This is a genomic window from Treponema sp. HNW, from assembly GCF_050320395.1.
Taxonomy (GTDB): Bacteria; Spirochaetota; Spirochaetia; order Treponematales; family Treponemataceae; genus Treponema_C.
The window spans coordinates 1,419,764-1,439,848 of sequence record NZ_CP144459.1 but is presented as its reverse complement, the minus strand read 5'-3'; the positions used below and the strand labels follow the sequence as shown (position 1 = coordinate 1,439,848).

Annotated in this window: 17 protein-coding genes; all 17 read left to right on the top strand. The window is 33.1% G+C overall.

Annotated features, from left to right (window positions below):
• Position 1 precedes the first annotated feature (1 nt).
• The 17 genes from rfbA to V1L52_RS06515 all read left to right on the top strand — a co-directional run bounded on the left by rfbA (position 2) and on the right by V1L52_RS06515 (position 20,083).
• Positions 2 to 883 (top strand): glucose-1-phosphate thymidylyltransferase RfbA, encoded by an 882-nt coding sequence (rfbA, locus tag V1L52_RS06595; RefSeq protein WP_428768104.1) that lies wholly within the window; start codon positions 2 to 4, stop codon positions 881 to 883.
• The gene (locus tag V1L52_RS06590) at positions 880 to 2,160 is read left to right on the top strand and encodes an ABC transporter ATP-binding protein (protein WP_428768102.1); all 1,281 of its coding nucleotides are present in this window, start codon (positions 880 to 882) and stop codon (positions 2,158 to 2,160) included. Before rfbA ends, V1L52_RS06590 begins: the two co-directional genes overlap by 4 nt.
• Positions 2,161 to 2,165: 5 nt before the next feature.
• A complete protein-coding gene (locus tag V1L52_RS06585) occupies positions 2,166 to 3,419 on the top strand; it encodes a CDP-glycerol glycerophosphotransferase family protein (RefSeq protein ID WP_428768100.1) in 1,254 nt (417 codons plus the stop codon).
• Positions 3,420 to 3,697: 278 nt separating this feature from the next.
• Positions 3,698 to 4,819 carry an NAD/NADP octopine/nopaline dehydrogenase family protein gene (locus V1L52_RS06580; protein ID WP_428768098.1) on the top strand — a complete coding sequence of 374 codons (1,122 nt, stop codon included), beginning with the start codon at positions 3,698 to 3,700 and terminating at the stop codon, positions 4,817 to 4,819.
• Between the two features lie 254 nt (positions 4,820 to 5,073).
• Complete coding sequence (locus V1L52_RS06575; RefSeq protein WP_428768096.1) at positions 5,074 to 6,417, top strand: sulfotransferase family protein; 1,344 nt, start codon at positions 5,074 to 5,076, stop codon at positions 6,415 to 6,417.
• A complete protein-coding gene (locus tag V1L52_RS06570) occupies positions 6,417 to 7,442 on the top strand; it encodes a glycosyltransferase (protein ID WP_428768094.1) in 1,026 nt (341 codons plus the stop codon). The genes V1L52_RS06575 and V1L52_RS06570 overlap by 1 nt, the downstream gene beginning before the upstream one ends.
• Positions 7,443 to 7,459: 17 nt before the next feature.
• Positions 7,460 to 7,819: a WxcM-like domain-containing protein gene (locus tag V1L52_RS06565; RefSeq protein ID WP_428768092.1), complete on the top strand. Its 360-nt coding sequence runs from the start codon at positions 7,460 to 7,462 to the stop codon at positions 7,817 to 7,819.
• Positions 7,819 to 8,232: a sugar 3,4-ketoisomerase gene (locus tag V1L52_RS06560; protein ID WP_428768090.1), complete on the top strand. Its 414-nt coding sequence runs from the start codon at positions 7,819 to 7,821 to the stop codon at positions 8,230 to 8,232. Before V1L52_RS06565 ends, V1L52_RS06560 begins: the two co-directional genes overlap by 1 nt.
• A complete protein-coding gene (locus V1L52_RS06555) occupies positions 8,225 to 9,217 on the top strand; it encodes a GNAT family N-acetyltransferase (RefSeq protein WP_428768088.1) in 993 nt (330 codons plus the stop codon). The genes V1L52_RS06560 and V1L52_RS06555 overlap by 8 nt, the downstream gene beginning before the upstream one ends.
• Before the next feature lie 24 nt (positions 9,218 to 9,241).
• The gene (locus tag V1L52_RS06550) at positions 9,242 to 9,973 is read left to right on the top strand and encodes a class I SAM-dependent methyltransferase (RefSeq protein WP_428768086.1); all 732 of its coding nucleotides are present in this window, start codon (positions 9,242 to 9,244) and stop codon (positions 9,971 to 9,973) included.
• Positions 9,974 to 9,996: 23 nt separating this feature from the next.
• The gene (locus V1L52_RS06545) at positions 9,997 to 11,103 is read left to right on the top strand and encodes a DegT/DnrJ/EryC1/StrS family aminotransferase (RefSeq protein ID WP_428768084.1); all 1,107 of its coding nucleotides are present in this window, start codon (positions 9,997 to 9,999) and stop codon (positions 11,101 to 11,103) included.
• A 101-nt stretch (positions 11,104 to 11,204) separates the two neighbouring features.
• Positions 11,205 to 12,446 carry a CDP-glycerol glycerophosphotransferase family protein gene (locus V1L52_RS06540; RefSeq protein WP_428768082.1) on the top strand — a complete coding sequence of 414 codons (1,242 nt, stop codon included), beginning with the start codon at positions 11,205 to 11,207 and terminating at the stop codon, positions 12,444 to 12,446.
• On the top strand, positions 12,443 to 15,166 hold the full coding sequence (locus V1L52_RS06535) for a YidC/Oxa1 family membrane protein insertase (RefSeq protein ID WP_428768081.1): 2,724 nt from the start codon (positions 12,443 to 12,445) through the stop codon (positions 15,164 to 15,166). Before V1L52_RS06540 ends, V1L52_RS06535 begins: the two co-directional genes overlap by 4 nt.
• The gene (locus V1L52_RS06530) at positions 15,142 to 16,440 is read left to right on the top strand and encodes a glycosyltransferase (protein WP_428768079.1); all 1,299 of its coding nucleotides are present in this window, start codon (positions 15,142 to 15,144) and stop codon (positions 16,438 to 16,440) included. Before V1L52_RS06535 ends, V1L52_RS06530 begins: the two co-directional genes overlap by 25 nt.
• A complete protein-coding gene (locus V1L52_RS06525; RefSeq protein ID WP_428768077.1) occupies positions 16,433 to 17,182 on the top strand; it encodes a glycosyltransferase family 2 protein in 750 nt (249 codons plus the stop codon). Before V1L52_RS06530 ends, V1L52_RS06525 begins: the two co-directional genes overlap by 8 nt.
• Positions 17,170 to 18,375 carry a glycosyltransferase family 4 protein gene (locus V1L52_RS06520; RefSeq protein ID WP_428768075.1) on the top strand — a complete coding sequence of 402 codons (1,206 nt, stop codon included), beginning with the start codon at positions 17,170 to 17,172 and terminating at the stop codon, positions 18,373 to 18,375. Before V1L52_RS06525 ends, V1L52_RS06520 begins: the two co-directional genes overlap by 13 nt.
• Positions 18,368 to 20,083, top strand: coding sequence for a LicD family protein (locus tag V1L52_RS06515; RefSeq protein WP_428768074.1), 1,716 nt, complete (start codon positions 18,368 to 18,370; stop codon positions 20,081 to 20,083). Before V1L52_RS06520 ends, V1L52_RS06515 begins: the two co-directional genes overlap by 8 nt.
• Positions 20,084 to 20,085 lie beyond the last annotated feature (2 nt).

Genomic DNA, 20,085 nt, shown 5'->3' with positions numbered 1-20,085 from the left:
TATGAAAGGTATTATTTTAGCAGGCGGCGCGGGAACGCGGCTCTACCCTATTACAAAGGCCGTATCAAAGCAGATTCTTCCCTTATACGATAAGCCGATGATTTATTATCCCCTATCGGTTCTTATGCTTGCCGGAATCCGGGAAGTGCTGATTATATCGACACCGCGTCACACACCGCTTTTTAAAGAACTGTTTGCAAACGGCAGGCAGCTTGGGATGTCTTTTGAGTACGCCGTGCAGGATACACCGCGCGGTTTAGCGGACGCCTTTATTGTCGGCGAAAACTTTATCGGTAAAGATTCGGTTGCCCTTGTGCTCGGAGACAATATTTTTTACGGTCAGGGCTTCGGAGAAACCGTTAAAACCGCCGCGCGTACCGTCAGCGAAAACGGCGGGGCAAAGATTTTCGGCTACTATGTAAAAGATCCGAGAGAATACGGCGTCGTCGAATTTGCCGCCGACGGAACGGGCCGCGTATTATCGCTTGAAGAAAAACCCGCTCAGCCTAAAAGCAATTACGCCGTTCCCGGTTTATATTTTTACGATAACGATGTGATTGAAATTGCAAAAAACGTAAAACCTTCGGCGCGCGGCGAAATCGAAATAACTGCGGTAAACAACGCCTATCTTGAACAAAAAAAGCTCTACGTTGAACTTTTAGGCCGCGGTATGGCATGGCTGGACACGGGGACTTACGATGGACTGTTGGAAGCGGCAAACTTTATTGCAACGATTCAAAAACGCCAAGGGCTGTATGTGTCATGTATAGAAGAAATCGCATACAGAAACGGCTGGATTGATAAGGCCCTTCTTTTAAAAACGGCCGAAGGATATAAAACCGAATACGGCGAGTATTTGAAATACATAGGAGAGCGGGTGTGAGCGATATTGCAATAAAGGCCGAACAGCTTTCAAAATATTACAGACTCGGTGTTATAAACAACGGAACCCTTTTTCGTGACATTCAATCATGGATTGCACGAAAACGCGGTAAAATTGATCCTCATTCCAAAATCGGTGATAAATATGACGGAACAATAGAGGGTTTTTGGGCGCTGAAGGACTTGAATTTTGAAATCAAACAGGGCGACAGGGTCGGAATTATCGGAAAAAACGGCGCCGGAAAATCAACACTGCTTAAAATATTGAGCAGAATAACCGCACCGACCGAAGGCCAGGTAAAGATACGCGGCAGAGTTGCAAGTCTTTTGGAAGTAGGAACCGGCTTTCACGGTGAGTTAACCGGCCGCGAAAATATCTATCTTAACGGCGCTATCCTCGGCATGAAGAAAAAGGAGGTAGACCGTAAACTTGACGAAATTATAGATTTTTCGGGAATTGAAAAGCACATAGATACACCCGTAAAGCGTTATTCAAGCGGTATGTATGTGCGGCTTGCTTTTGCCGTTGCAGCCCACCTCGATTCGGAAATTTTAATTGCCGATGAAGTCTTGGCGGTAGGAGATGCGGAATTCCAAAAAAAAGCTTTGGGAAAAATGAATGAATTGAGTTCCGGACAAGGCAGAACAGTTTTGTTTGTGAGTCATAATATGACGGCGGTAAAGAGTTTATGTAATAGAGGGATGATTCTTGAGAAGGGAGAGTTGAAATTTACAAGCGACAATATTGATGAGACTATTGGAAAATATCAGAATTTAAATGTTATAAAATTATCGGATTCTTATGTTTGGAATAATATACATAACATTAAAAATGATTTTATTACGATAAATAATATTAAAATTACAAATGATTCGTCTTCCAATATCCCTGAAAAAATAATAATACAAGGTAAAACTTATTTTCTTAAATTTAATCTTTCTATTAAAGAAAAAAATCCTCTTTTGACCTTGTATTATATAATTTATAATGAATATGGAATCAAAGTAATAGAATCGGCTTTTTCCGACAGCGGTAAGGATATAGGAGAATGTTTAAAAGAAGGGGAAAATATTGTTATTGCCGAATTACCTACCAAAGAATTGATGCCCGGAAAATATAGAATTGAAGTTTTGTCTTCAATAAAAAATATTTCATATATTATAGACTATGATACTATTGAGATTCCTATTGAAATAGACGCAGATGAGCAAAAATTTCCTATGTATAAAAATCGGAATACGGTTTTATATACAAAAGAAAATTGGAGTATAGTATAATAATTATGAAACGAGTGATCAAAAAATTAAAAGAAATCAATGCTGTTTTCAATTCACTATTTAATAAAGTATATTCCAATAGTGAATATTATCAGACAAGAATGATTACGGAAAACAGAATCCTTTTGAAAAAAATGAATCGGCAGAAATTAAATGTTGTTCTAATTGCATTTGAGCCTGCAACATGGTTAATGTTTCAATCTATATATGAAACATTTAGTAAATCTGAAAAAATTAATATTACCGTTTTAGTTATTCCGTATGCGCATTCAACCGTGCCTGCCGGCACATATAAAGATGACGGTTTGCGGGAATATCTTGACAGTATTGGTATTCCATATATTTATGGCTATAATGAAAAAACAAAAACATGGATTGATATATTTAATTTACATCCTGATTATGTGTTTTATCAAGCGCCATATAACGGCATGTATCCTGATACATTGAAAAGTAGTTATGTCTGTCAGTTTGCTCAGATATGCTATTTGCCTTATGGAGTGTCTATAACGAAAGGAGAAATAGAAGAAACTATTCACCCTGTAGATTTTTTTAATGATGTTTCTTTTTGTTTTGTTGAAACTGAAATTCATAAAAATAATTTAATTAGCTCATTACAGGATAGGGGTACGGCTATTGCAAATCAAAATGTAATTACAGCGGGTTCGACAAAAATTGAACAATTATATAAAAACTATCAGTGTTCAGAAAGAGGAAAATATTTTACAATATTATGGACACCAAGATGGAATACAAAAGAAGGGGTATGCACATTCTTTGATTATTATGATTCGCTTGTAAAGTATACGGAACAAAATGAAAATATTAGATTAATTTTTCGCCCGCACCCTTTGGCTTTTCAAAATTTTATAGCAACCGGAGAATTGACATTAAATGAAGTTAATGACATTAAAAATAAATTTTCCGGAGAAAAATTTATACTGGATATATCAAGTAATTATTTGTCCAGCTTTAATGAAGCGGATATATTAATAGCTGATATTACTTCTTTAATGTATGAATTCTTTCCTATGAAGAAACCGATTATTTATACACACAAAAAAAATATTTTTAATGACTTTGGAGAAGACCTTTCAAAAGGCTTTTATACAGTATCGGATAAAGAGGTGCTTTTTGAAACTCTAAATTCTATTAGAGAAGGTAAACATCCGCTGGAAAAAAAAATTAAACAATTAAATGATTTATATTTTTCCGGCATGAATGCTTCGGAAAAAATACTGGAGATTTTATTATCATAAATATAGTTCTTCTTAATATGTATGCTTTGAGTGATATATGAAGAAACAAAAGAATATGATAGTGTCTTTTATACTACTTCAATAAGATAGATACAGTGATAGACATAGATAGTTATATTTATCATAGATGAAAATTTGTACTTGTAATATATTTATTTATTTTTGAGCCGGTTTTCAAAAGAGTAAAACCAGGAGATAATATACTATTGTAATTTTTTATAGAATATTTTGTTTCATACAGTGTTATACTATACTAAAGGGATAATTTTACATTATAGATGAAAATAGCTGTAATTGGTGCCGGAAATATTGGTTTAGCTCTTGCCAATGAAATTTACCAAAATACAAAAATTAAAGTGCGTCTTATCACTTCTCGTTCTAATGAGATATCTAGAATACTGTCAGCAGTTGATTCGATGACGGGAAAAATTATGCATTCAGAACTTGATTTTGTAACTGACGATTATTCTAAGGGGTTGTGTGATATCGATGTTGTTTTTATAACGGTGCCTTCATTTTTAATAGACGTTGTTATTAGTAAGGTAGTAATAAAAGAATCTGCTATTATTTGTTTTGTACCTGGTGTTGGAGGAAAAGAATTTTATGCAAAAACTTTACACTTGTCAGGAAATATAATTTGTGGATTTGATCGTACGCCTTTTGTTTCCAGAATATCACTATCAGATAATTATGTTGTCTATTCTAAAAAGCATAAAGTACGTCTTGCAATGTTAAAACCTACGAACAAATTAAATGATATATCTTTATTAATGTCAGAGCTATTAAAGATACCGTGCGAATCATTACTAAATTATCTCACCGCTACATTGACACCTTCAAATCCTTTACTACATACATCACGTTTGTATACTATGTTTAAATATTCAAATTTAAATACAAAAATAAATGAGCAGATTTTCTTTTATAAAGAATGGACTGATATTGCTTCTGATATATTATTAAAAATGGATAGCGAACTTCAATTGATCTGTTCTGTTTTTACAGAAAAAGGAATAAACTTATCAGGGGTTGTTTCATTAAAAGATCATTATGAAGCATACTCTGTAGAAGGTATGACAAATAAAATTAAAAGTATTTCAAGCTTATCTAATATTGTATCACCTTTAATTTCTAATGGTGATGGATACTATGTATTGGATGGAAATTCAAGATATTTTACTGAAGACTTCCCTTTTGGGTTGTGTGTTATAAAAGCCTTTAGTTTAATTGCTGACGTTCCTACTTGTACCATTGATGAAGTATTGAAATGGTATGCGAATCTTTTCCAAAAAGAATATTACTTAAATAATAGTTTTTGTGGCAAAGATTTAAAGTTTACATCGATACCGCAAAATTTTGGTATCAATACACTAGAGAGCATAATTGATTATTATAGTTGATGTGATAATTTTAAATATTATGATGAACTTGTGAATGTTATAAAAGATGAAAGTAAAGGACGGCAAAATGATTGTCAAAGGATTATTTCATATAATGTCGGAATTGCTTTGCATGATATTTATTTTGCCCATAAGATATATGGAATGCTTGAAAATTCATCTCGGAAAATTTTTATTTGAGTATAGGTTTGTTTATCAAAGATGTATAGTGTTCCGTACCGTTTATTAAATAGAATTTTATAGGAGGGTAATTGATGTCAGAATATAGTAACTTTACAATAATAGGGGTTACAGGTTTTGGTGAATCAGGAAGTTCTGCCGTAACAAATATACTCGAAGAATTCAAATGCATAAAACTTTTAAGGGGCGGGGCCGAATTTGAATGTAAATTTTTTACAAATACTATTTTCCCCTTGGAAACAGCTTTAAAAAATCAGCTTTATGTAAATGCAGCTGTTAAAGAAATGCTTTATCAAGCATACACTCTGTCAAAAGATAAATTTTATGCTGAAAATTTCGGTACGGATAATTTTATAAAACTTACAAATGAATATATAAATTCCGTAACAGGAGTATGGCTTGGCGGAAGTTATTCCGAAAGAGACTCTTTTTTTATTTCAAAAAAAGAGCAAAATAACTTTGTTAAAGCAAAGGCTTTATTTAATTCATTATACAAAAATGCTTATAATCTTTATGAGCAGTATCATTGGGAGCCGTCTTTTCAGCAGGTTGCAAATCAATATTATGGTAAATTTACAGATGACTTTTATACAAAGACTCAGGAGTATACTGCTAAACTTTTTAATATTACCGGAGAAAAACAAAGATTTGTACTTGTTGATGCTATGTTCCGTCCGGAAACTGCCGTACAGGAACTTAATTGGTATACAAATGCAAAATTTATTATTGTCGATAGAGACCCTAGAGACCTATATATTTTAAGTAAAGTTTATAAGGGGGAGCCTTATCTTCCTACATGGAATGTTGATTCATATATAGACTGGTTTAAAACATACCGCTCTTGTAATGAGTGCAACGCGGCATACCCTGAAAAAATTTTACAGTTAAGATTTGAAGATTTGATATATAAGTATGAAGAAAGTTTAGTAAGAATAAAAACTTTTTTAAGTTTAACTGATGATGAACATATTAAAAAAGGTCAAGTATTTATTCCGGAAAAATCTCGTACAAATACACAAGTGTTTAGAAAACATCCAGAATATGCCGGCGATATAAGGAAGATAGAAAAAAAACTTTCGGAATTTTGCTACAATTATTCCGAAGAACAAATAAGGTGCTTTGAATCTAAAGATGAAATTGGAAGCGGCGTAATTATTGAAGATATACGCAAACAAGCAATAATTTTTCAAAAAACAGGCAGGCTTCCTTTTTCCAAATTTAAAGGTGCTTTTCTGTTTTCTCTCTTATATTTAAATTGTATGACGTTGCGAAACAGGAAAACATTTTTTTCTAAAATAAAAGGCTTTATAAAAATATTTTTCAGCATGATAATTTTTCCTGCCGACTTTTTATACAAACTCATATATATAATACAATTTCAGAGTAAGAATAAAAATAAAATTGTGGAGTTCAGATAATGCAGGCGGGCATAACAGTAATAATTCCTACATATAATAAAGCGGATTATATTTCTCAGACTATTGAAAGTGTTTTAAGCCAAACTTATCAAAAGTTTGAGATTGTTATAATTGATGATTGCTCACAAGATAATACTGAACTTGTTGTGCAAAAATACTTGTCGGATAAAATTCGCTATTTTAAGCATGTACGAAATTGGGGGCCGGGGGCAACTTTTAATGATGGAATTGAAAAAGCAAATACGGAATATATAACTTTAATTGCCGGCGATGATCTTTTGCTCCCTGAACATTTGGAGATAGTTATAGATAAATTCAATCGAAATAATAAAGTTAATACAATATATACCTCCTTACAAGTTATCAATGAAAATAACGAATATTTAGACCAAATAATTACATCTCCTTTTACCGATCGGTTTAAATTATTAAATGACTTATTTTATATGGGTAATAGAGTACCTTCTCCGGGTATTTCTTTTAAAAAGGAACTTTTTAAAAAGATAAAACCCTTTAATGAGGTTCTTACAATGACACATGACTATGATTTAAATATCCGATGTATGGTTAATGGAGAAATCGATATGATTACCAAACCTACGGTGCTTTATAGACGGTTTTGTGATGCCGGTGAGAATTTAAGTAGTGATACACATTGGTTTTATAAAAATTATAATATTGAAAGAAAAATTATTTTGGATAATTTTTTAAATTTGCAACCGCCATTGATGATACATATTTTTCCTCAATTAAAAAAATACCAAGCCGAGCAACTAAAATTTATGTTTTTATTGGAAATATCAAAAAACAAAGATGAATTATTAAGTTCATGGGCATTTGAAAGGCTTATTACATACTTAGAAACAAATCAAGATTTTTTTAAAAACAATACTTTTAATTTCCAGTACAAAGATTATATCAATTTATACAAAGAATGTGCAAAAAACAGTATGGTAAAATTAACACATAAAAAAATCCTTTACAATAGTATAAGAGATTTTATTAAAAAAATATTCAGTTTATAAAATTAGAGGTTTCGATAATGGAAAAAATTGATTTGCCTAAAATTAGAGATGAAAGAGGCTGTCTTTCTTTTTTTGAAAGTGAAAATCATATTCCATTTGAAATTAAGGGTGTAAACCTTCTAAATATATACGACACTGATGAGCAATATGAATTTACGGATAATAAGAATACACAATTCTTTTTTGTTGCACTTTCAGGAAGTTTTTTATTCGGTAATGACGGCAGTTATGATTTTATAGGCGGCGTATTTTTGGAAAATGCAAATAAGGGAATGTACATCGCTAAAAATACCGATTTTACCTTATTACGATTTGCGGAAAATACAGCGGTATTGATTATATCTTCAACGGAAAAATTTAATATGAGGAAAGTCTAATGCCGTATTCTGTTGATGATTGCAAACTTTTAAAATTGCCTAAAGAAGCGGAATCCAATCTTACCTGTCTTAATGATAGAAGTATCCTTCCGTTTGGTGTTAAGCGTATATATTATCTTTATGGAATTATTGAAAAACAAGATAGGGGTGCTCATGCTCACAAGGAGTTATTTCAACTTATTCTTGCCGCTTCCGGTTCTTTTAAAATTGAGCTTGATGACGGTAAAAGTAAAAAAGAATTATTTTTAAATAAGCCGTCGCAAGGCTTGCTTATTGTTCCCGGTATTTGGAGAAATCTTACCGATTTTTCATTTGGTTCTGTAGCCCTTGTTCTTGCGTCGGAATATTATACCGAAGATGATTATATTCGCAATTATGATGAATTTTTGAAATACAGGCAGGATAATGTTTAGAATCGAAAAATATAATGACAGTTATGAAGAGCTCTGGGACGATTTTGTATTAAATAAATCGATAAACGGAACTTTTTTACAAAGCCGAAAATTTTTAAATTATCATCCGAAAGAGCGGTTTGAAGATTTTTCTCTTCTAATCTTTAGTCAGAAAAACAACTTGGCAGCAGTCATTCCTGCTTGCAAGGGTCCAAAAGATTCCTCTTGTTTTTTTTCACATAAGGGCTCAACTTACGGCGGAATAATTATCGATAAAAAGCACTATTCCGGTAACAGTCTTTTGGAAATAATTGAAACTTTTGAACAGTATTTAAAGGAAAATCGTTTTACTTCGGTTTATTTAAAAATAACTCCGGATATTTTATCTATTGAAAATCCTGCTCTTTTGAAATATCTCTTATATTATAAAAATTATCAACAGTATTCGGAACTGAATACATATGTAGATTTAGAAAATTATAATGAAAATATTCTTGCGAATTTTTCACAGGGGAAAAGAACAAATATAAATAATTGCTTGAAACTGGGATTGAAATGTGAAAAAATAGAGTCGGATAACGAGATAAAATTATTACATGAACTTATAAGCTTAAATTTAAAAAAATATGCAACCATTCCCGTTCATTCGTTAAATGAATTGATTGCATTAAAAGAAAAATATATTGCGGAAAATATTTCATTTTTTAAGTGTACATTGAAAGATGATATGATTGCAGGGGCGGTAGTTTTTTATTTTCCAAAAACAAGAACTATACATACTCAGTACTTATGCGCTAAGGAAGAATTTGCAAAATTAAGTCCTATGAGTTTTATGTACTACTCTATGATAATTGAAGCAAAAAAAATAAATTACAAAAAAATCTCATGGGGTATCTCAACTGAGGATTTTGGACATACACTTAATCAAGGTTTATTAAAAAATAAAGAATCTTACGGCAGTACATATTCTTTAAATAAAACTTTTTATAAAAAATTATCGCAGTAACTAGATGATTACAGGAGAGATGATATGCGTGATATAGAAAAATATGGAAACGATTATAATTCAAGTAATGATTTTGAAGCAATTCAAGTAAATTACCGGAGAAAAATAATTTTAAATTGTTTAGATAATGTTCCCCCCCCAACAATATTGGAAATAGGCTGCGGTATGGAGCCTTTATTTTTATTTTTTAATCAGTATAAAAAATATGTGCTGGTAGAGCCTTGTTCGGATTTTTTTAAAAATGCTGAAAATTTAAAACACGAAAAAGAGCTGACTAATGTAATTTGTTATAATGACTTTTTTGAAAACATTGAAAATAAATTATTGGAATATAAATTTGATTATATCGTATGCTCCAGTTTATTGCACGAAGTTGAGCAGCCTGAAGAACTTTTAAAAAATATTTTTAATATATGTGTAGATGATAGGACTATTGTGCACATCAATGTGCCCAATGTTAATTCTTTTCATCGTCTTCTTGCAAAGGAAAGCGGACTTATAAAAGATGAATATGATAAGTCCGAAAACAACATACATTTTCAGCAACATACCAATTTTGATATGAATATGCTGATTAATATGGTCGAAAGTGCAGGTTTTAAGGTTATAAATAAAGGTTCTTATTTTATAAAACCGTTTACCCATGCTCAAATGAAACAGCTTATGGATATCGGTATATTAAATAAAAATTTACTTGACGGACTTTATAATATGGTAAAATATATGCCTGATATGGGGGTCGGAAATATTTATTGAGGTAAAAAAATAAGAGGTTTCTTATGCAAATCCCTTTTTTATCTTTAAAGGCTATCACTGAAAGCTTTGAACCGATTCTTTCTCAAAAAATAAATGAAGTTGTCAAAAAGGGCTGGTACATTCATGGTGAAGAATGTGCCGCCTTTGAAAAAAGCTTTGCATATTATTGCGGTACTAAGCATTGTATTGGTGTAGGAAACGGTCTTGAAGCTTTAAAATTAATTCTCCGTGCTTATAAGCTTCTTGGTGTGTTTAATGAAGGTGATGAAATTATTGTTCCTGCAAATACTTTTATAGCTACCATTCTTGCAGTTAGTGCAGAAAATTTAATGCCTATCTTTGTTGAGCCGAATATCGATGATTATTTAATTGATGTAAAAAAAATAGAAGATAAAATAAGTTCGAAAACAAAAGCAATTATGCCGGTGCATTTGTACGGCAGATTATGCAATATGAATGCAATTTCAGAAATTGCACAGAAACATCATCTGAAAGTCATTGAAGATGCAGCTCAAGCCCATGGTGCGCAAATAGGCGGCAAAAGAAGCGGCAGCTTTGGTGATGCAGCAGGCTTTAGTTTTTATCCGGGTAAAAATCTGGGCTGCTTGGGAGATGGGGGCTGTGTAACCACAAATGATGATGAATTGGCTGCTATTATACGTAAGCTTGCAAACTATGGTTCTTCAATTAAATATGTTCACGAATTAAAAGGAGAGAATTCCCGCCTTGATGAAATACAGGCAGCGGTTCTTTCCGTAAAATTAAAACGGTTGGATTCGGATAATTCCGGAAGAAGACAAATTGCCGAAATGTATAATGCCGGTATTAAAAATAAAGAAGTAATTTTACCCCTTATTCATAAAAAGGAAGAACATGTTTGGCATATTTACTCTGTTCGAGTTCAAAGCAGAAAAGCTTTTATTGACTATTTAAAAGATTACGGAATTGAAACGGTTATTCATTATCCTACTCCTCCTCATAAGCAAACGGCATATAAAGAATTTGCATGTCTTAATCTGCCTATCACAGAAAAAATACATGCGGAAGTGGTCAGTCTTCCTATGAGTCCTATGCTGACAGATGAACAGGTAAAGTATGTGATTGAAAAAATAAATGATTGGCAGAGATAAAAATACCAATAATAAATTATGCCTATCGGCAAAGGTTGTATCTATTTTTTCCTATTCTTTGCTTTAAACAAATATATACAAAATAGGAGCAGCTGCATACAATGCATTTTTTTTATTTTCTTTATTTTTTGTTGTTTCCCGCTGTAGTGTATGCCTACTTGGATCCCGGAACGGGCAGTCTTTTAGTTTATGCTTTATTCGGAATAACCGCTACATTCTTTTTTTTCCTTCGTTCTCTTTGGTATGCTGTAAGTTCTTTTATATATACAGGTAAAGCAAATGTACGGACAAAACATTCAAACATTATTATATATTCGGAAGGTAAAAAATATTGGAATGTATTTTTTCCTCTAATAGAGCAGTTCATTTATGCTGATAAAAAAATTACCTATATTACGCCCGAGAAAGACGATCCCGCATTTGAAATACAAAACGACTGTTTTGAAGTGTATTGTCCGAGTAATCAAAATTTTACGATTGCCTATATGAATAAAATAAATGCCGATATTGTAATATCTACCACTCCGCATCTTGATATTTATATGTGGAAACGCTCAAACAGAGTTAAAAACTATGTGCATTTATTTCATTCGCCGACCGGAGTTGATTTTTATGAAAAATATGCACTGAGTTTTTATGATACTGTCTTGAGTACGTGCAAAATGTGCGAAGCCGGACAAAGAGAACTGGATGAGTCACGGAATTTACCGCAAAAAAGATATTTTAATGTAGGCTGTACATACTTTGACTTATTTATAAAAAATGTTAAAAGCGGCATACGAAGATCAAATGACTTCACAGTACTGTATGCACCGACATGGGGAGAAAACAGAAGTTCACTTTTTACATACGGCATAAAAATAATTGACACGCTTATTGCACATAATATTAAAGTAATACTGCGCCTTCATCCTCAAACTTATGTTTCCCACAAAAAAATAGCCGAGCGGCTGCATAAAAAATATGACAAACTACAATCCGTATCCTTTGATGTGAGTCCTACGTGTATCAATGCAATAATAAATTCTGATATTCTTATTGCGGACTTTTCGGGTATGATTTTTGATTATGCATATTTATCCGACAAACCTATATTACTTGCTGCGGACAAATCGGAGTATGAAGGATATGAAGTTAATAATATTACACATAATCAATTTGATATTCCCGAAATAAAAAAAATCAGCCGCACTTTAACTGTTGATGATGTTGAAAACATACATCTTATCGTCAAAGATGCGGCACATAAAAGGGAAACCGTAACAAATCCTTTATATAATTTCGGCTGTGCAGGACAAGCTGCATATACGGCAATCTGTGAACTTGAAAAGGAATTAGCATGAGTTTTTTATTTCCCATTGAATATATCTTATCTTTAATCTTAAAGATTTGGATTCGTCTTACCCATAACTACGGCTTTTCACTAATATGTATGAGTGCAACAGTTACCTTACTGCTCTACCCGTTGTACCGGATTGCCGAAAAATGGAGAGACGAAGAAAAAGTCCTTAAAGCTGCAATGCAAAATGATTTGAATGAAATCAAAAAAGTATTCAGCGGGCAAAAAGCTTTTTATCTTACGCAGAGCGCATATAAAATATACGGATATAAGTCCTGGTATACTATAAAAACATCATTGGGATTATTAATTCAAATTCCGCTTTTTTTTGCCGCATATAATGTGATTTCCAAATATTCCGAGTTTACCGGAAAATCGTTTTCGTTAATTGCGGATTTGGGTTTACCGGATAATTTATGTTACGGTATTAATATCCTGCCTGTAGTTATGACGATTATCAATATACTTTCCGGCATCTTGTATTCACGTTCGTTCAGGCTAAAAGACAATATACAAATGCTCGTTTTTGCATTTTTATTTTTCTTTTTATTATACAACAGTCCTTCTGCCCTATTAATTTATTGGACAATGAATAACTTTTTTTCCTTATTAAAAAATATTTTTACGGGAAAAAAGACGCCGTATTTAAAACCTGACTGTACCGAAAAACAATTTATAAAAGAACTGTTACAAAGATATGCAGTATTTTTAGCCGTCATTTTAGCCGCACTTATTATAATAAATTATTGGAAGTTTTCAAAATATGTATTGGCTTTTTCGATGTTGAGTCTTGCAATTTATTTAGTTCTATATAAAAAATATAAAATTCTTATATTGCATTTTCCGACGGTTATTTTAATTTTGCTTTGCTCTTTATTTTATATTTTAAAATTACCGGTCAACGGTTTACACCGAATTGATTTTATCAAATTTACACTTGAATGTTGTATAATATATCTTTTTTTTACCGCAATACGATTTCCGCTCAAAGAACAGACTATAAGCCGAAGAGAATTTTATTACATAGTTTGTGCGGTTATATACATGTTAGTTGATATATGTATACTTCATCCTATACGCTTTTATGTACAAAGCCCTGCAGAAATAGGAGGAAGTTTTTTTAAGATATTAGTATTTTCGTTTTTTTTGTTTGCAGCTATAATCGCTTGTTTAGCTTTAGTTTTTTTTATTAAAAAAAAAATAACTTATTCAACTTTTTATTTTATATTATTTTTATTAGTTACACAGATTGTATATACATATATTGTACAATACGATGCGGGCGTTTTAACGGGATTTGCAATGTCAAATGACATATACTTAAAAAAAATACACATAGTAAGTTTTTTGACGGATTGCATTATAGGTTTTCTGATTTTGGCCTTCATTATATATACTGTAAAATATAAAATAAAATTTTTAGGGATATTTTTTTTAATACTATTTACCGTACAATTAAGTATCATTACTATGACAGTAGTAAAAAGCAAAATTCTTTTTACACACAATTTCTCTGTTAAACAACAGGAAAAAGTTACTCTGCCTCAGGAAGTTTATGATATACATAACTTTTCAAAAACGGGAGTAAACTTTATTTATCTTATTCCGGATATGTGTAACAGCGAGTATATAAAACGTTTACAAAATGATATACCCGATTTTAATACTGTTTTTGAAGGCTTTACTTATTACCCGGATTCATTGTCCGTTTCAGGCTGGACGGAAACATCATTACCTGCACTATGGGCGGGACAGGATTTTGCTCCGAAAAAAAATAATGAGAATAATATTTCCGTTTATGATGCGGAAAAGCAAGCTTCAGATATTTTTGATAAAACTTTTCAACAGGCAGGGTATGACGTATCTAAGTTATCAATTTCTGCAGAAACGGGAGAAATGAACATATACGGTAAATACTATATGCAAAACAATAATATCGGCTTCATAAATGTGGAAAAAAAGAAAATACTCCCGATGTTAAGTTTATTGAATAGTGTTCCGCATTCAATAAAACCTCTGCTATACGATAGTTCACGATGGCTTGTTTTTAATGAAATACTGACATTTGCGTTTCATAGAGTTGTGGCATTACGTTCGGTCGGCTATCTGGATTTGCTTCCTGAAATTTCGGGAATATCGAATTCAAAACCTAAAGCTTTATTTATCAGAAGTGAACTTACTCATTCTCCGTTCGGCATTTTAGAAGACGGCAGTATTGTTACAAACTCGTATCCGGATGAAATAGAAAAATCTTTTAATTCAGGAACAGCTGCATATTATTCGGCAAAACTCTTTTTTGAATATACGATAAAATGGTTTGATTGGCTTAAAGAAAACGGCATCTATGATAATACCGCTATTGCAATAGTATCCGATCACGGTAATAATTGTTTTGATAACAATATTCCCGTAAAAAAAGATATGGATCCTTTACATATTTCCCGCTCCAATGCTTTAATTATGATAAAACCTCCGTATAAAAAAGGAGATATGGTTACCGATTCAAAAACTCTACTTTCAAACGGAGATGTAATCGGTGTTATCGGAAATATGTTAGACATTCCGCATTCTTTTGACATAAATAATTCTTCAACACGGTGCTATGCGTTTATGTTAAATCTTGAAGAATTATATAATCAAATTATTCCTCAATCCTATGCGGAATATAACGTTACGGGATCGATTTTTGATTCTCATGTATGGGAAAAAGATACGAAAAGATGAAAATCCTTTTACTTAACTACGCCGATTCTTACGGCGGGGCTGCTGTCGCGGCATACCGGCTTGCACACGCATTACACAGTGCAGGTCACGAAGTTACATTGGGCGTATTGGATAAGCAAACCCCCTCACCTCTCATTCAAGACTTTTCTTATAAAAAAACTTTTATAAGAAAAGTCTTGAAAAAGTTACAAATGCTGTCTGAATATCCGTTGGTTAAAAATTTTGAAACGACAAATTACATAAGCCATTCTCTTAATTTATACACAAGTATCAATGTAAAAGATATAAACAAAAGTGATTACGATATTGTACACTTGCACTGGATAAATCACAATATGATCTCCATCCGTGATATAGCACGTATACGTAAACCCATAGTATGGACAATGCATGATTCATGGCCGTTTTGCGGAGCCGAACACCATCCTAATATTTTGGAAAACGATACCCGCTTTATAACGGGATATGCGGCAAAAAATAAACCTGTTACAACCAAAGGATTTGATATATGTAAAATCGTATATAGATTAAAAAAAAGATATTTACGAAAAATACCGATACATTTTATTGCTCCGAGTAATTGGGAGCACGATTGCTTAAAAAAAAGTGCTTTGTTTAAAAATCATGATTGCACGGTAATTCCGAACATAATCGATAAAAAACTTTTTTGTCCGGCCGCTGATGTGAGTTTTATAAAAAAGCTTTTCAGTATCCCTCTTGATAAAAAAATAATCGGTTTCGGAGCAGCAAATGATATAACCGATCCTCGTTCTCTAAAAGGCGGACGTTATCTTATAGATACACTCAAAAAAATAAAAGAAAGCGATAATTATCACCTTATTATTTTCGGTAATGCAAATGCCGGCTTTCCGGCGGAAATACATATTCCCGCTTTTTATACGGGTTACATATCATCACCGGTTATACTTTCCGCCATATATAATTGCTGCGATATTTTTGTCTGTCCCTCGGTTATAGAAAACCTTCCGTATACGTGCCTTGAATCTATATGCTGCGGGGTTCCCGTTGCAGCCTTTAATACCGGGGGTATTCCCGACATAATCGAACATAAATACAACGGATATCTTGCATTGCCCTTCGATACCGAAGATTTATACAGGGGTATAATATATATGTTTGATAATTTAAAAGAACTGTCTAAAAATTGTATTAAAAAGGTGAAAAAAGACTTTGATACGGTTGATACCGTACAAAAACATGCTAACACCTATAAAAAAGTATTAAACACGCGGATAAATCAAGCAAATGAATAAAACTCCTTTTTTTTCAGTTATTACCGCCTCATATAATCAAGCAGACAGTATTTCGGTAACCTTGGAATCGGTTTATGCACAAAAAGACATATCCGTTGAACATATCATTATCGATAATGAATCAACCGACGACACAATCGCTGTCGTTAAAACATTCCAAAAAAATCATTCGGATGCATGTATCCGTTTTATCTCGGAAAAAGATCGGGGAATATATGATGCTTTTAATAAGGGGCTTGCGCTTGCAAAGGGAAGTTTTATCGCCTTTCTCGGCTGCGGAGACACTTATACCGAAAATGCCTTAAAAAATGTCAAGAATGCCTACGATACAAATGGCGGTGATGTTTTCTACGGTATTGTCGATATGACCGACGGTAATTCACATTCATGGTATTCTTACAGCCCCGATTACCTTCTTAAAGAAGGTAAAATGATGCATCACAGCGCAGCCTTTGTCAGAAAAAGCGTCTACGAAGAAGCAGGCGGCTTTGATACAAAATATAAAAGCGCATCCGATTTGAATACCTTTATAAAAATAGCGCTTTTAAATAAAAAATTCATCTTTATTCCGGAAATTCTTACCGTCTTTAAAACGGGAGGTAGTTCAACAGCTACCTCACGTTCTTTTTATGAACGCTGCGAAATTATGCACAATCATAAGATATTACCCGAAAAGGAATATAAGCAAATACTGTTTAAACGTACGGTAAAAAAAATTCTGAGTATGTTATGTTTAAAATAGGTATTTATTCTCCGGATTTATTATACAGTGTGGGAGGAGCCCATGCCTACGCACTCAGGCTCGGTCTTATTCTATCCGAATTATATCCGCATTGTTCGCTCGATTTTATAACAAACCGTTTTGAAAACATATTTGATGAAAAAGCACAACGAATAAGATTTGAAGAAAAATATTTATCCGTTTTTCCGAAAAACGTACATATAATTACAATAAAAGAAAAAAAAGAACTTTCGTTTTTTGAACGTTTAAAAGCAAATTTCCGTTATAAAAAAGTATCCGAAGAATATGATTTATTTATAAATACCTTTCATAATCTTCATTTTTTTCGCGGGACAAAAAATATTCATATCATACATTTCCCCTGCGAAAAACGAACAAAGGCATCTCCTACTTTAAAAAAAATGCCTTTTTTATACCCGCTAATGCGGTATGCGGATATAAAATATAAAAAAGCGTATGATCTGTTTGCCTGTAATTCGCAATTCACCATGGCATGGCTCAATAAGTATTGGCAAATAGACAAAACAAAACAATGTATTTTGTATCCGCCCATCGTACCTATACAAAATACCGCACGGTCCGATACAAAAAAACAGATTCTTATTCTTTCAAGAATCGATTTAAATAAAAAAATAGATGTATTGTTGGACGCATTTATTAAAAATGAAAATCAATTTCCCGATTATTCTCTTGTTATAGCGGGCAATTGTCCCGACTATGCCGAATCGGCCGCATATTTGCAATTACTTACTGCAAAATCAAAAAATCACAGAGTTATATTTCGTCAAAATCTTTCTTGGAATGAAATAAAACAAATTATTACCGATTCGGAAATTTTTTGGCATGCAATGGGATTCGGTGTTGACGAAGAAAAAAATCCTTTAAAGCTTGAACATTTCGGTATGACAACCGTTGAAGTTATGAGTGCCGGTGTTGTTCCCTGCGTTATAAATAAGGGGGGACAAAAAGAAATAGTAGACGACGGGGTAAACGGTTTTCGGTGGAATACAATTGAAGAATTGACGGAAAAAACGCTGCGCCTTATTAAAGATAACACTCTTTTAAAAAAAATGTCCGAAGCGGCTGTAAAAAAAAGTAAAGTCTATACACTGACGGCTTTTAAAAATAATGTACAACACATTATGGAAAACTATAATCTTATCCCGAATAGCAAGGACAAAACGGATGATTGATTTTGAAAACATATATCCCGACAATCGTCTTAATTACACAAATCCGCTTGAGCAAACTCAGTGTGTTTTACTGAGAATGTTGAAAATAATTGATTTTATATGTAAAAAGCACAATATTACGTATTGGCTTGACGGCGGTACCTTGTTGGGAGCGGTACGGCATAAAGGGTTTATTCCCTGGGATGATGACGTGGATATTTGTATGCCGCGAAAAAGTTATAAACGATTTCAAAAAATCGCACAACAGGAATTGCCTTATGATTTGTTTTTGGAAACTAAAAAAACGGATAAAGAACGTCCGCTTCCCTTTATTAAAATCCGTGACCGCTTTAGCACGATCGATCACATATCGGGAAAAACGGTTAATTGGCTGAACAGCGTATACATAGACATTTTTCCTATGGATACTTTTTCCGATTTTTTTCGTAAAAATGCGCATATACTGTATACCATTCAATATAAAGGGTTGCCTGAAAAGAATACGGCCTATAATTTTATAAAATTTATTTTAACCTTCTTTTTTTATATCAGCGGTTTATGCCCGCTTTTTGCCTTTTTTTTTAATAGAGGAGAAAAAAAATATTATTCATACGCTCTTTCTTTTCAAAGATGGTGGCCTCATTTTTATTTAAAAAAAATAATATTTCCTCTTTCAATGATTCGGTTCGAAGATACGGTTTTCCCGGCTCCATGCGATTATGATACCTATTTGCGCAGTTGCTACGGTGATTACATGAGTCTCCCCCCTAAAGAAGAGCAAACACCGCTTCATTCGGGCGCAGTTCATATTATACAAAAATACCCGCATAAAGAAGCACTTAATTGGTACACCGATAAAAAATTTTCATCTACAAAAAAAAACGCCATTATCGCCCCTTCTTCCTTCCCCGACAACCGTCTTGATTCTACGGACCCTTTACGGCAAGCACAGCTTGTAATGCTGCGCCTTCTTAAAATTTTCGATGCAATATGCACAAAACACGGCCTTACCTATTGGCTTGACGGCGGCACTTTATTGGGAGCGGTACGGCACAAAGGCTTTATTCCTTGGGATGACGATCTTGACGTATGCATGCCCCTTGAAGATTATGAAAAATATAAAAATCTTCCTCAAAGCGAGTTTCCGTACGATGTGTATCACGATACCGTTTCTTTTAATTTTTTAAAATTACGCGACCGTTTTTCCAAACGCCTTGATAACGGCTTTGATGCCGATAAAATGTTTAACAGTATTTACATCGATATTTTTCCGATGAAAAAGTGCCATGCAGGAAGAAGAGTTCTGGCCCGTCCCCTTATGCTTATTCCTCCCTATACACCTCCATCGATTTACAAAGGTATCGATATAAAAAAACGCATTAAACGCATAGCTGCCCGGCTTTTGTATTATGTTATAAATTATACCGGACTTTCATATCTGATAAAAATTTTAAGTTTAGTAGGACCGAAAAACTGCTGGGCATACGATTTACCTGCTTCATGGCACTTTCATTTTCCCGATAAATGGATTTTCCCGCTGCAAAGGTTGAACTTTGAAAACTTTCCGGCGCCCGTACCGAATGATTATCATAATTTTTTATGCTGTGAATTTAAAAACTATATGGAACCGCCGCCGGAAAATCAGCGCAATCATCACAATAATGTTTCCATTTTTCCGACCGTACCCTGCAATCATCCTGAAGCACTTAAGTGGGAGGATTATCATTGAAA

What these genes read in the sequence shown, in the direction of transcription:
- V1L52_RS06570 (WP_428768094.1), top strand. Translation starts at nt 6,417, where the DNA reads ATGCAGGCGGGCATAACAGTAATAATTCCTACATATAATAAAGCGGAT.
- rfbA (WP_428768104.1), top strand. Translation starts at nt 2, where the DNA reads ATGAAAGGTATTATTTTAGCAGGCGGCGCGGGAACGCGGCTCTACCCT.
- V1L52_RS06550 (WP_428768086.1), top strand. Translation starts at nt 9,242, where the DNA reads ATGCGTGATATAGAAAAATATGGAAACGATTATAATTCAAGTAATGAT.
- V1L52_RS06585 (WP_428768100.1), top strand. Translation starts at nt 2,166, where the DNA reads ATGAAACGAGTGATCAAAAAATTAAAAGAAATCAATGCTGTTTTCAAT.
- V1L52_RS06535 (WP_428768081.1), top strand. Translation starts at nt 12,443, where the DNA reads ATGAGTTTTTTATTTCCCATTGAATATATCTTATCTTTAATCTTAAAG.
- V1L52_RS06575 (WP_428768096.1), top strand. Translation starts at nt 5,074, where the DNA reads ATGTCAGAATATAGTAACTTTACAATAATAGGGGTTACAGGTTTTGGT.
- V1L52_RS06565 (WP_428768092.1), top strand. Translation starts at nt 7,460, where the DNA reads ATGGAAAAAATTGATTTGCCTAAAATTAGAGATGAAAGAGGCTGTCTT.
- V1L52_RS06560 (WP_428768090.1), top strand. Translation starts at nt 7,819, where the DNA reads ATGCCGTATTCTGTTGATGATTGCAAACTTTTAAAATTGCCTAAAGAA.
- V1L52_RS06525 (WP_428768077.1), top strand. Translation starts at nt 16,433, where the DNA reads ATGAATAAAACTCCTTTTTTTTCAGTTATTACCGCCTCATATAATCAA.
- V1L52_RS06540 (WP_428768082.1), top strand. Translation starts at nt 11,205, where the DNA reads ATGCATTTTTTTTATTTTCTTTATTTTTTGTTGTTTCCCGCTGTAGTG.
- V1L52_RS06545 (WP_428768084.1), top strand. Translation starts at nt 9,997, where the DNA reads ATGCAAATCCCTTTTTTATCTTTAAAGGCTATCACTGAAAGCTTTGAA.
- V1L52_RS06520 (WP_428768075.1), top strand. Translation starts at nt 17,170, where the DNA reads ATGTTTAAAATAGGTATTTATTCTCCGGATTTATTATACAGTGTGGGA.
- V1L52_RS06580 (WP_428768098.1), top strand. Translation starts at nt 3,698, where the DNA reads ATGAAAATAGCTGTAATTGGTGCCGGAAATATTGGTTTAGCTCTTGCC.
- V1L52_RS06515 (WP_428768074.1), top strand. Translation starts at nt 18,368, where the DNA reads ATGATTGATTTTGAAAACATATATCCCGACAATCGTCTTAATTACACA.
- V1L52_RS06530 (WP_428768079.1), top strand. Translation starts at nt 15,142, where the DNA reads ATGGGAAAAAGATACGAAAAGATGAAAATCCTTTTACTTAACTACGCC.
- V1L52_RS06555 (WP_428768088.1), top strand. Translation starts at nt 8,225, where the DNA reads ATGTTTAGAATCGAAAAATATAATGACAGTTATGAAGAGCTCTGGGAC.